Below are 11,130 nucleotides of genomic sequence, written 5' to 3'. Positions count from 1 at the left end.
AAGCGCAGCGGAACGGCGATTAGCCCAGCGCGAGCCCCCCATACGCGTCGGGCCGGCGGTCCCGGTAGAACGCCCACTGCTGGCGGACCTGGTCGATCAGGCCGAAATCCAGGTCGCGGACGACCAGTTCCTCCTTGGAGTCGCTGGCGACCTCGCCGACGAACTGGCCGCGCGGGTCGACGAAGTAGCTGGTGCCGTAGAAGTCGTTGTCGCCGTACTCCTCGACGCCGACCCGGTTGATCGCGGCGACGAAGTACTCGTTGGCGACGGCTGCCGCGGGCTGCTCCAGTTGCCACAGGTAGGCGGAGAGGCCGCGGGAGGTGGCAGAGGGGTTGTAGACGAGCTGGGCGCCGTTGAGGCCCAACTGCCGCCATCCTTCGGGGAAGTGGCGGTCGTAGCAGATGTAGACGCCGACCTTGCCGACGGCGGTGTCGAAGACCGGCCAGCCGGCGTTCCCCGGCTTGAAGTAGTACTTCTCCCAGAATCCCCTGACCTGCGGGATGTGGTGCTTGCGGTACTTGCCGAGGACGGTGCCGTCGGCGTCGATGACGGCCGCGGTGTTGTAGTAGAAGCCGGACTGCTCGATCTCGAAGACCGGGACGACGATGACCATGCCGGTCTCGCGGGCGAGGTCCTGCATACGCCGTACGGTCGGGCCGTCGGGTACCGGCTCGGCCCAGCGGTAGTGCTCCGGCTCCTGGACCTGGCAGAAGTACGGGGCGTTGAAGACCTCCTGGAAGCCGATCACCTTCGCACCCTGCGCGGCCGCCGCCCTGGCGTACTCCTCATGCTTCGCGATCATCGATTCGGTGTCGCCGGTCCAGGCGGCCTGGACCAGTGCGGCACGCACAACATCGGCCATGAGCTGCTCCTTTGTCGATGCGTCAGCCTGCTTCCACGCGGTCTACGCGTGTGGAGGTGACCGTAAGCCGCGCCATGGACCGTGGCAAGAGCATCTTCGCCGTGGCGCCCACGGGAGGGTGGGAAGGAGATCGGGGATTTCGGCAGGGAAACTTGCAAGTTTTCCTGTTGGAGTTCTAGGGTGGCGACATGCCGGACACGACTCAGGAACGCCTGGCGACGGAGCTGAGTGCGACCGTCGCGCAGCTGATGCGCCATCTGCGTGCCGCCTCCCCGGAGGGCGAGCTCACCCCGAGCCAGCGCTCGGTGGCCAGACGGATCGCCCACGACGGGCCGGCCACCATCGCCGCGCTGGCCCGTGCCGAGCTGGTGCGCCCGCAGTCCATGCGGCTGACCGTCGGCGCGCTGGAGGAGCGCGGGATCCTGGTCCGCAGCCCGCATCCGACGGACGGCCGCCAGGTGGTCTTCTCCCTCACCGACGAGGGCCGCCGGATGATCGACCGGCTGCGTCGGGCCAAGCGGGACTGGCTCGCGCTGGCCATCGCCGACCGGCTCACCCCGGAGGAACAGCAGACCCTGGCAGCCGCCACCGGGCTGATCCAGCGCCTGGTGCAGGAGCGGAGCGAGGTATCGGCATGAGTGATCCGTCAACGGGGCGGCCGGCACCGTTACCGGCGGAGGCCCCGTCGGACCATGAGGGTGGACCCGCCGGCGCCGGGCGCGACTTCGGCGCCCGGCTGATGACGCCGCTGCTGCTCGGCTCGCTGCTCAACCCCCTCAACTCCACGATGATCGCCACCGCTCTGGTGGCCATCGGCCAGGACTTCCGCGCCGGTGCCGCGGACACCGTCTGGCTGATCTCCGTGATGTACCTCTCCAGTGCGGTGGGCCAGCCCTCGATGGGGCGGCTCGCCGACCGTGTCGGCCCGCGCCGGGTCTTCATCGCGGGCGCGCTCAGCGTCTGCGCCGCGGGGCTGATCGGTGCGCTGGCGCCTACCTTCACGCTGCTGATCGTCTCCCGGGTCGTCCTCGGTCTCGGTACCTCGGCCGCCTACCCCGCGGCGATGGCACTGCTGCGCGCCGAGTCCCGGAGGGTGGGACGCCCCACCCCGCGCCGGGTCCTCGGACGGCTCTCGCTGGCCGCGCTGGGCAGCGCCGCCGTCGGACCCGCCCTCGGCGGGCTGCTGACCGCGGCCGCGGGCTGGCGGGCGGTGTTCGCGATCAACGTCCCGCTGGCGCTGCTCGCGCTGGCCGGTGCGCTGGCCTGGCTCCCGGCCGACCGCGGCGCGCGGGGTGAGCGCACCGGGACCCCGGGCTCTCTCGACCCGCTGGGCATCGGCCTCTTCGCCGGTGCGCTGACCTGCGCGATGTTCTTCCTGCTGCGGCTGGAGGACCCCCGGTGGCCGCTGCTGGCACCCGCCGGTGTGCTCACCGCCGCCCTGGTCTGGTGGCAGCTGCGCCACCCCGCTCCGTTCCTCGATCTGCGGATGCTGGCCCGTAACGGCGCCCTGGTCCGCACCTACCTCCGGCAGGGGCTGACGTACCTGGTCATCTACTGCGTCCTCTACGGCTTCAGCCAGTGGCTGGAGGAGGCGCATGGCTACTCGCCGTTCCATGCCGGCCTGGTCATGCTGCCGATGTCCGGCGCGGCCGCCCTCTGCTCGATCGCCGGCGCCCGTACGCGGGGCATCCGTGCCCCGCTGACCGCCGCCGCGGCCTGTCTCACGGCCGGCAGCGCGGTCTTCCTGCTGCTGCGGGGCGACAGCCCGCTGCCGGTGCTGCTGTGCGCCGGCGCGCTCGTCGGCATCCCGCAGGGCCTGGCCGCCACCGGCAATCAGGCCGCCGTGTACGCCCAGGCCCCGGCGGACGGCGTGGGCGCGGCCGCCGGGCTGCAGCGCACCGCCCAGTACCTCGGCGCGATCGTCGCCTCCAGCCTGATCGGCCTGCTGTACGGGCAGCGTGCCTCGGACCCCGGACTGCATCAGATCGCCGTCATCGGCGTCGTCCTGGGCGTGCTGCTGCTCGCCCTGACCCTCACCGACCGTACGTTGCGCGCCCGTCAGGAGCCGTGACCCGGTCCCCCGCAATTCACCCGACTCTCCCTTAGGAGTGCCTCATGCCCGCCACCACCCTCGACCGCACCACCGCCCTGGTTCTGATCGACCTTCAGAAGGGCATCACCGCCCTGCCCACCGCTCCGCTGCCCGCCGCCGACGTCATCGAGCGCGGCGCCCGGCTGGCCGCGGCGTTCCGGGCGCGTGCGCTGCCCGTCGTCCTGGTGAACGTCACCGGCGTCGCTCCCGGCCGTACCGAGGCCCCGCTGCGGGGCGGCACCCCGCCCGCCGACTGGGCGGAGCTGGTGCCCGAACTCGACCGGCAGCCCGGCGACATCGTGGTCACCAAGCAGCACTGGGGGGCCTTCCACGGCACGAATCTGGATCTGGAGCTGCGCCGCCGGGGCGTCACCCAGATCGTCCTCGGCGGCATCGCCACCAGCTTCGGCGTGGAGTCCACCGCCCGTGCGGCGCACGAGCACGGCTACCACGTCACCCTTGCCACCGACGCCATGACCGACCTGGACGAGACGTCCCACCGCAACAGCCTGGAGAGGGTCTTCCCGCGGCTGGGCGAGACCGACACGACCGAGGCGATCATCGGCCTCCTCGGCTGACCCCGCTCTCCCCGTTCGCCGCCGGACGGCCGGCCGGCCGTCGCTCGTGCCAGCGCAGATCGTCCTGGAGCTGGGCGGCCAGCGAGATCAGCCGGGGCTCTCCATGGGCCGGGCCGAGGAGTTGGGCGCCCAGCGGCAGGCCGTCGCCGCTGAAGCCGGCGGGTACGCTCACGCCCGGCCAGCCGAGGACGTTCCACGGCCAGGCGTACGGGCAGGCGGCGATCATGGCGCGGTCCGTGCGCCAGCCGTTGAGCTTGGCGAGGGTGCCGATGCGCGGCGGCGGGGTGGCGGTGGTCGGCGTCAGCAGGACGTCGTAGGGGCCGAACAGGGCGCCGATCCGGCGCTGCTGACGTCTCTCGGCGGCGCGGGCCCGGCGCAGTAACGGCCCGCCGAGCAGTCGTCCCATCCGCGCCGCCCCGCGGGTGCGGGGGTCCAGGAGGGACGGGTCGGGGACCCGGGCCACCCACTCCCCCACCCCGGCCGTGGCGCGCGGTACGAAGGCCAGCCCGACCAGGCCATAGTCCGGCTCCGCCTCCTCGACGAAGTGGCCGAGCCGGACCAGGGCGCGGGCCACCCCCGTCACCGCGGCCCGTACGTCCGGGTGCAGCGGCTTGCGGGTGAAGGTGACGGCCGGCTTCCAGGCGAGCGCGATCCGCAGCCGCCCCGGGTCGCGGCCGGCCGCCTCACGGGCCGCGATGGCCGGTGGCCGGTGCAGATCGCCCGCGTGGTTGCCGCTCGCCACGTCCAGCAGCAGCGCCGCGTCCTCGACCGTACGGGCCAGTGGGCCGATGCCGGTGATCCCCTGGAAGGCCTCGGGGTCCGGCCAGGTGGAAATCCGGCCGCGCTGGGGTTTGATGCCGACGAGATGGGACCACGCGGCGGGGATACGGACCGAGCCGGCACCGTCGGTGCCGAGCGCGGCCGGTACCAGTCCGGCGGCGACCGCGGCGGCCGAACCGCCCGACGAACCGCCGGGGGTGTGGGCGAGGTTCCAGGGGTTGCAGGTGTTGCCGAAGGCCGAGCCCTCGGTGAACGGCCACTGGCCCAGCTCGCAGGCGTTGGTCTTGCCGACGATGACCGCGCCGGCCGCCCGCAGCCGGCGGACGACCTCGGCGTCGCGCTCCTTGGGCGGGAAGTCGCCGGCGCAGCCGAACGCGGTGGGCTCGCCCGCCACATCGGTGTCGTCCTTGACCGCGACCGGCACCCCGAGCAGGGGCAGCCGCTCACCGGCGGCCAGCCGGCGGTCGGCCTCGGCGGCTTCCTCCAGCGCGGCCTCGGCCCGTACCCGCCGGAAGGCGTTGACGGTCTGCTGGGTGGCCTCGATGCGCTCCAGCGACCGCCGGACCAGCTCGGCCGAGGTCACCCGCCCCTCGGCCAGAGCCCGGGCCTGCTCGGCGAGGCCCTCCCACTCCCCGGTCACCGCGCCGGTCCGCCGGGCCGGGTCGCCGGCCACGCTCTCCTGGCTCTCGTCAACGCTCACGCTGCGTGCCCTCCCTGGGACCGCCATTCGAACGAACGGTCCCAGGAGGCTAATCGGCACCGCCGTGACCATCAACGGCGCCGCGCTGAGCGGTACATCGACGACACACGGACGGCACACAGCGGTCCGGGACGCAGCGGAAGCATGCCGTCCGGGGCCTCGGCCCGGGGTCGTGACGACCGAACCCCAGGCCAAGGGTCGTCACGACCGGTGAACGACCATCGCCGAACCGCCGCCGCGCCGCACCTTCTCGGCGGCGGCCAGCCAGCGGCCGTCCGGGAGCCGTTGGACGCCGGTCGCCGCGCCGATCTCCGGATTCGGCTTGAACGCGTGTCCGAGCGCCTCGAGTTGCCGCCGGACGGGGCTGTTCCACAGCCCGGGTTCGAGCTCGGTGGCCGCCGCGTTGCGCTGGCTGGCGCGGGGCGCGGCGATCGCGTCGACCAGCGGCAGGCCGCGGTCCAGGTGGTTGACCAGGGTCTGCAGTACGGTGGTGATGATCGTCGCGCCACCGGGCGAGCCGAGGGCCAGCACCGGCTCGCCGTGCCGGAGCACGATCGTCGGCGAGATCGACGAGCGCGGCCGCTTGCCCGGCCCCGGCAGATTCGGGTCACGAACGGCCGGGTTGGCCGGCGCGAACGAGAAGTCCGTCAGCTCGTTGTTGAGCAGGAACCCCCGGCCCGGGACGGTGATGCCGCTGCCGCCCGTCTGCTCGATGGTCAGGGTGTAGGCGACGACATTGCCCCACTTGTCGGCGGTGGTCAGATGGGTGGTGTTCTCCCCCTCGTACGTCGTCGGGGCGGCCGGGCCGGCACCGCCGCAGCGGGCCGGGTGCGACGGATCACCGGCCGCGAGCGGGCTGGCCAGCGCCTTGCCGTCGTCGATCAGGCACTCCCGGGAGGCGGCGAACCGCTTCGACGTGAGGCCCCTCACCGGTACGTCCTCGAAGGCCGGGTCGCCGACCCAGCGGCCGCGGTCGGCGAACGCGATCCGGCTGGCCTCCAGGTAGCGGTGCAGAAAACGCTTCTCGCTCAGCTCGCCCAGGCGGCTCTTCTCCAGGATGTTGAGCGCCTCGGCGACGCTGGTGCCGCCGGAGGCGGACGGCCCGATGCCGTAGACGTCGAGACCCCGGTAGGTGGTGTGGGTGGGCGCGTGGTTGCGGACCTCGTAGGCCCGCAGATCCCGCGCGGTCAGGTCGCCGGGCCGCACCGTGCGGGTGGATCCGGCGCGCACCGGCGGCTTGTTGACCGTCCGCACGACCTCCCGGCCCAGCCGGCCGGTGTACATCTCGCCGACGCCCTTCCGGCCCAACTCCTCGTACGTACGGGCCAGATCGGGGTTCCGCATCGTCGAGCCGACGACCGGCAGCTCGCCGCCGGGCAGGAAGAGCCGGGCGCTCGCCGGGAAGTCCCGGAACCGTGCCTCGTTGGCCGCGGTCTGCTTGCGGAAGGTCTCGTCGACGGTGAAGCCGCGCCAGGCGATCCGCTCGGCCGGGCGCAGCACCTGGCCGAGCGACCTGCTGCCCCACCGCTTCAGGGCGGTGTCCCAGGTGGCGGGGGTGCCCGGAGTGCCGACGCTCAGCCCGCTGGTGACCGCCTCGTCGAACGGAATGGGTGTGCCGTGGTCCAGGAAGAGGTCCTTGTCCGCCGAACGCGGGGCCGTCTCCCGGCCGTCGAGCGTACGTGTCGTCCTGGCCTTCGCGTCGTAGTAGACGAAGTAGCCGCCGCCTCCGATGCCCGCGGAGTACGGCTCGGTGACGCCCAGGGCGGCGGCGGTGGCGACGGCCGCGTCCACGGCGTTGCCGCCCTTCCTGAGCACCTCGATCCCCGCGGCCGAGGCGTCCGGGTCGACGCTGGCGACCGCGCCGCCGTAGCCGACGGCGACCGGGGTCTTCTCCGGAGCGGCCACGGACGGTGGCGCGGTGGACTGGGCGGCGGCCGGGACAGCCGCCAGGGAGCCGGTCAGCGCGGCGGCCGCTCCCAGGATGGTGAGACGTCGGGCTCTGGTCATCTGAAGGTCCGGCCCCCCGTGAGTTGGGTGGTTGAGTCCTCGCTTCTGCCGCCGTAGATGCTGCCGGACTCTCCCCGCCGTGACCAGACTCAGTACCACCTACGCACGCCCCCACCGGCCGCCTTCCCTCCCACCCCCGGGAGGGGCCGCGCCGCAGGACGCCAGTCCGGAGGAGCGGCCCCGCACCCGACCACACCACGCCCGCCGCAGGCGCAACGGCGAGAAACCCCCACGGCGGGAAAGCCGACAGCGTCGGACACGCACCGCCAACGGCGTAACGGCACGCCGCACCACGGCGCCGCACCCGACAACGTGGGAAGCCAGCCAAGCGCAGCGAACCGGCGGAGGAGCAGTGGCGACGGAACCGGACAAGCGGACGACCACCAGGCGGCGGCTGCTGCAGGCCGCGGCCGGCGTCGCCGCGCTCGGCGCCGGCCGTGCGCTGTTCGGGGCCGACGACAGCGGACCGGGGCCGCAGACCGGACCGGCGGCACCGGCCGGACCGGCGGCACAGGCCCGGCCACGCCCGCCGGAGCCGCCCGCGGAGGCGTACCGGCTGCGCCCGATGGCCGGTGAGACCTCCCGTTCCGGCCCCGGCGCCGCGGCACCGCATGCGAACATCGCGTACACCCTCGGCGCCGACCGCCGGGAGGTCTTTCTGACCTTCGACGACGGCCCGCACCCCCGCTACACCCCGCAGATCCTGCGGATCCTGCGCCGCCACGGTGTCCGGGCCACCTTCTTCGTCATCGGGGAGAACGCCGTCGAGTTCCCGGGGCTGCTGCGCGCGATCGCCGAGGACGGTCATGCGGTCGCCAACCACACCTGGAGCCACCCCCAGCTCACCGGGCTGCCGCCGGACGCCGTCCGCGGTGAGCTGGGCCGCACCAGCGAGCTGATCGACGACGTCCTCGGTGCCGCGCCCGACCTGGCCCGGGCCCCGTACGGCGCCTGGGACGACGTCTCGCTGAGCATCTGCAACGAATTGGGGATGTCACCGGTCGGCTGGGCCACCGACTCACTGGACTGGACCCTTCCGGGTGCGGAGTACATCGCGGACGCGGTGCTGGCGGGGATCCGCCCGGGTGCGATCGTGCTCGCGCACGACGGGGGCGGGCCACGCCGCCAGACCGTCGAGGCGCTGCGATGGTATCTGCCGCGGCTGCTGGACGACGGCTACCGGCCGGTGCCCATCGAGCCGTGACGGGGCCGGCGGGAGGGCGCGGGGGTGTGACGACAGGCCCTGGCCGGGATCGCCGGGCGCCCGCGCGAGGCGGACGTCCATACCGGGGCGGATGCCCGTAGCAGGTGAGAACCGTCACGTAATGCCCCGTACTCCGCCCTGATGTTTTATCGTTCAATCGCGCGCGGGCTTCCCCCCGTGCCCGCGCTGCCGCCCCGGCCGACTTCCCCCGTTCGGCCGGGGCCTCCTCGTTCCCGCACGTGGTGCGCGGATGCCGGACGCGGCGCCAGAGGCCGCCGATCTGCGAACGCCCAGGGCTCGGCCGATCATCGAACCATGGCCCCGACCGCCGAGCACGGCTCGGCCCCGTACCCCGTGATCCGGCCCATGCTGGCCACGGTCGGCCCGCTGCCCGGCGCGGCCGAGGAGGCGGCATGGGCGTTCGAGGTCAAATGGGACGGCGCGCGCTGCATCGTCAACACACCCGGTGACGGCACGATCCGGCTGGTCACCCGGGCCGGCAACGACGCGACCACGACCTACCCGGAGCTGGGGCCGCTCGGTGCGCAGCTGCATGGCCGGCCCGCGGTGCTCGACGGCGAGGTGGTGGTGCTGGACGCGCACGGGCGGCCGGACTTCGAGCTGCTCCAGCGCCGCATGGGTGTGGTCAATCCGCGCCGCACCGCCCGGCTGGCCATGGAGTATCCGGTGCACCTGGTGCTCTTCGACGTGATGTATCTGGGGGGCTCGCTGCTCGGTACGCCGTACCACGAGCGCCGGTCCGTCCTCTCCGGGCTGCGGCTGCGCGGCGCCAACTGGTCGGCCCCGGCGTATGTGGCGGGTCATGCGCAGCAGGCGTGGCAGGCGTCGCTGCAGGGCGGGTTCGAAGGGGTCGTGGCGAAGCGGCTGGCCTCGGCGTACCTGCCGGGGGTCCGCTCGCCCGAGTGGCGCAAGACGAAGCATCTGCAGACCCTCGACGTGATCATCGGGGGCTGGACGGAGGGGCACGGCGGTCTCACCGGTCTGCCCGGTTCGGTGCTGGCGGGGGTGGCGGAGCCGGCCGGGCTGCGGTACGTCGGATCGGTCGGCTCGGGCCTGTCGGACCGGGAACGCCAGGAGCTGGCGCGGTATCTGGGGGTGATCCCGCTGGACCGCTCCCCGTTCGTCAACGCGGTGGACGTGGCAGGGGCGCACTGGGCCGAGCCCCGGCTGGTGGCCGAGGTCGCGTTCACCGGCTGGACCTCGGCCGGGCGGCTGCGGCACCCGATCTGGCACCGGCTGCGGCCGGATCTGACACATCTGGGCTGACGCGGCCGGCCGAGGGAGCAGGTACGGGAAGAGCGTGAGGACAGGTAACAGGTAGCGGAAGAGCGAAGGGAATGGAGGGAGTCGCCGATGTCCGAGCCCGCGAGTTCCGAACCCGCCAACGACACCGTCCCGTGCCGCGGCACCGAGTACGGCAGACGGCCGTTCCGGCGCTCCAGGGTCCACTTCACCGACCGCGTCACGGCGGACGGCCGCGACGGCTGGCCGGTCGAGGCCGGCCGTTACCGGCTAGTGGCCAGTCGCGCCTGCCCCTGGGCGAGCCGCGCGGTGATCTCGCGCCGGCTGCTCGGCCTGGAGGACGCGATCTCGCTGGCCATTCCGGACCCGCTCCAGGACGACCGCAGCTGGCGTTTCACCCTGGACCCGGACGGCCGCGATCCGGTCCTCGGCATCCGCTTCCTCAGCGAGGCCTACGACGCCCGCGAGCCGGACCACCCGGGCGGGGTCAGCGTCCCCGCCCTCGTCGACATCCCCAGCGGGCAGCTCGTCACCAACGACTTCCAGCAGATCACCCTGGACTTCGCGACGGAGTGGACGGCGCTGCACCGGCCCGGCGCGCCCGATCTGTACCCGGAGCCGCTGCGCGAGGAGATGGACATCGTCATGGCCGGCGTCTACCGGGACGTCAACAACGGCGTGTACCGGGCCGGTTTCGCCACCGGGCAGAGCGAGTACGATGGCGCCTTCCGCGATCTGTTCCGGCGCCTGGGCCTGCTGTCCGAGCGGCTGTCCGGCCGGCGCTACCTGATGGGTGACACCCTCACCGAGGCCGACATCCGGCTGTTCACCACGCTGGTCCGCTTCGACGCCGTCTACCACGGGCACTTCAAGTGCAACCTGTTCAAGCTGACCGAGGACCCGGTGCTGTGGGCGTACGCCAGGGACCTCTTCCAGACGCCGGGCTTCGGCGACACCGTGGATTTCCACCACATCAAGCAGCACTACTACCGGGTGCTCACCGGCATCAACCCGACCGGCATCGTCCCCCTGGGCCCCGATCTGTCGGCCTGGCTCACCCCGCACCACCGCGAGGAGCTGGGCGGCCGGCCGTTCGGCGACGGCACACCGCCGGGCCCGGTGCCGGCGGCGGAGGAGGTCCCGCCCGGCGGCCGCGCCGAGCACCTCCGGCTCGGCTCGCGACCCGGCGGCGAGCCGCCGTGAGACCCTGAGAACGGAGAGGGACGAAGGGGGCATCCCCCAGCGGCCGCCCCCTGACTCCCCTTACCGGCTTCCCTGCCGGCTCCTACCGGCTTCCCTGTCGGCGCCACGAGATCCAGACGAGGGGTGAGCCCGATGAGGATGGTCCTGACGGCCCGGATACCGACCGAAGCAGGCAATGAGCTGATCAAGAACGGAACCCTGTCCAAGATCATGGAGGCGGCGCTCAGCGCCCTGCAGCCGGAGGCCGCCTACTTCACCCTCGACCACGGCGACCGTACCTGCTTCTACTACTTCGACATGCAGCGGTCGTCGCAGATGCCTCCGCTGCTGGAGTCGTTCTTCATGGACCTGCACGCGAAAGTCTCGCTCCAGCCCGTGATGAACGCGGACGAACTGCGCACCGGCCTCAGCGAGCTGATGAGCGGCACATGAGGCTGCGGA

General features: G+C 72.9%; 10 protein-coding genes. 7 read left to right on the top strand and 3 right to left on the bottom strand.

What is annotated here, in order from left to right; translation table 11 throughout:
- Window positions 1-19 precede the first annotated feature (19 nt).
- Window positions 20-862: a nitrilase-related carbon-nitrogen hydrolase gene (locus tag AZE13_RS12305; RefSeq protein WP_066930390.1), complete on the bottom strand. Its 843-nt coding sequence runs from the start codon at window positions 860-862 to the stop codon at window positions 20-22.
- A gap of 188 nt (window positions 863-1,050) precedes the next feature.
- Here AZE13_RS12305 and AZE13_RS12300 point away from each other — a divergent pair, with 188 nt between their 5' ends.
- From AZE13_RS12300 to AZE13_RS12290, 3 genes are read left to right on the top strand one after another with little or no spacing between them, the layout of a single operon-like run.
- Window positions 1,051-1,500 (top strand): MarR family winged helix-turn-helix transcriptional regulator, encoded by a 450-nt coding sequence (locus AZE13_RS12300; RefSeq protein ID WP_066930087.1) that lies wholly within the window; start codon window positions 1,051-1,053, stop codon window positions 1,498-1,500.
- Entirely contained in the window at window positions 1,497-2,933 is a 1,437-nt protein-coding gene (locus AZE13_RS12295) for an MFS transporter (RefSeq protein ID WP_066930085.1), read from the top strand. Before AZE13_RS12300 ends, AZE13_RS12295 begins: the two co-directional genes overlap by 4 nt.
- A 44-nt stretch (window positions 2,934-2,977) precedes the next feature.
- Complete coding sequence (locus AZE13_RS12290) at window positions 2,978-3,532, top strand: isochorismatase family protein (protein ID WP_066930083.1); 555 nt, start codon at window positions 2,978-2,980, stop codon at window positions 3,530-3,532.
- On the opposite strand, the gene AZE13_RS12285 is transcribed toward AZE13_RS12290, so the two are convergent.
- A complete protein-coding gene (locus AZE13_RS12285; RefSeq protein ID WP_066930081.1) occupies window positions 3,513-5,012 on the bottom strand; it encodes an amidase in 1,500 nt (499 codons plus the stop codon). The genes AZE13_RS12290 and AZE13_RS12285 overlap by 20 nt on opposite strands.
- Before the next feature lie 201 nt (window positions 5,013-5,213).
- Window positions 5,214-7,019: a gamma-glutamyltransferase gene (ggt, locus tag AZE13_RS12280; protein ID WP_066930079.1), complete on the bottom strand. Its 1,806-nt coding sequence runs from the start codon at window positions 7,017-7,019 to the stop codon at window positions 5,214-5,216.
- A gap of 352 nt (window positions 7,020-7,371) precedes the next feature.
- On the opposite strand from ggt, the gene AZE13_RS12275 reads away from it, so the two are divergent.
- The 4 genes from AZE13_RS12275 (at window position 7,372) to AZE13_RS12260 (ending at window position 11,121) form a co-directional block, all read left to right on the top strand.
- On the top strand, window positions 7,372-8,223 hold the full coding sequence (locus AZE13_RS12275; protein WP_066930077.1) for a polysaccharide deacetylase family protein: 852 nt from the start codon (window positions 7,372-7,374) through the stop codon (window positions 8,221-8,223).
- Window positions 8,224-8,538: 315 nt separating this feature from the next.
- Window positions 8,539-9,510 (top strand): non-homologous end-joining DNA ligase, encoded by a 972-nt coding sequence (gene ligD, locus AZE13_RS12270; protein ID WP_066930075.1) that lies wholly within the window; start codon window positions 8,539-8,541, stop codon window positions 9,508-9,510.
- An 87-nt stretch (window positions 9,511-9,597) separates the two neighbouring features.
- Complete coding sequence (locus tag AZE13_RS12265) at window positions 9,598-10,689, top strand: glutathione S-transferase family protein (RefSeq protein ID WP_066930073.1); 1,092 nt, start codon at window positions 9,598-9,600, stop codon at window positions 10,687-10,689.
- A 132-nt stretch (window positions 10,690-10,821) separates the two neighbouring features.
- Window positions 10,822-11,121: a hypothetical protein gene (locus tag AZE13_RS12260; protein WP_066930071.1), complete on the top strand. Its 300-nt coding sequence runs from the start codon at window positions 10,822-10,824 to the stop codon at window positions 11,119-11,121.
- Window positions 11,122-11,130: the final 9 nt, after the last annotated feature.

The organism is Streptomyces sp. NBRC 110611 (assembly GCF_001590865.1).
Classification (GTDB): Bacteria; Actinomycetota; Actinomycetes; order Streptomycetales; family Streptomycetaceae; genus Streptomyces.
This window is presented reverse-complemented; position numbering and strand designations above follow the sequence as displayed.

Excerpts from the sequence above, each read along its gene's own strand:
- AZE13_RS12305 (WP_066930390.1), bottom strand. The coding sequence starts at position 862 with ATGGCCGATGTTGTGCGTGCCGCACTGGTCCAGGCCGCCTGGACCGGC.
- AZE13_RS12300 (WP_066930087.1), top strand. The coding sequence starts at position 1,051 with ATGCCGGACACGACTCAGGAACGCCTGGCGACGGAGCTGAGTGCGACC.
- AZE13_RS12295 (WP_066930085.1), top strand. The coding sequence starts at position 1,497 with ATGAGTGATCCGTCAACGGGGCGGCCGGCACCGTTACCGGCGGAGGCC.
- AZE13_RS12290 (WP_066930083.1), top strand. The coding sequence starts at position 2,978 with ATGCCCGCCACCACCCTCGACCGCACCACCGCCCTGGTTCTGATCGAC.
- ggt (WP_066930079.1), bottom strand. The coding sequence starts at position 7,019 with ATGACCAGAGCCCGACGTCTCACCATCCTGGGAGCGGCCGCCGCGCTG.
- ligD (WP_066930075.1), top strand. The coding sequence starts at position 8,539 with ATGGCCCCGACCGCCGAGCACGGCTCGGCCCCGTACCCCGTGATCCGG.
- AZE13_RS12265 (WP_066930073.1), top strand. The coding sequence starts at position 9,598 with ATGTCCGAGCCCGCGAGTTCCGAACCCGCCAACGACACCGTCCCGTGC.
- AZE13_RS12260 (WP_066930071.1), top strand. The coding sequence starts at position 10,822 with ATGAGGATGGTCCTGACGGCCCGGATACCGACCGAAGCAGGCAATGAG.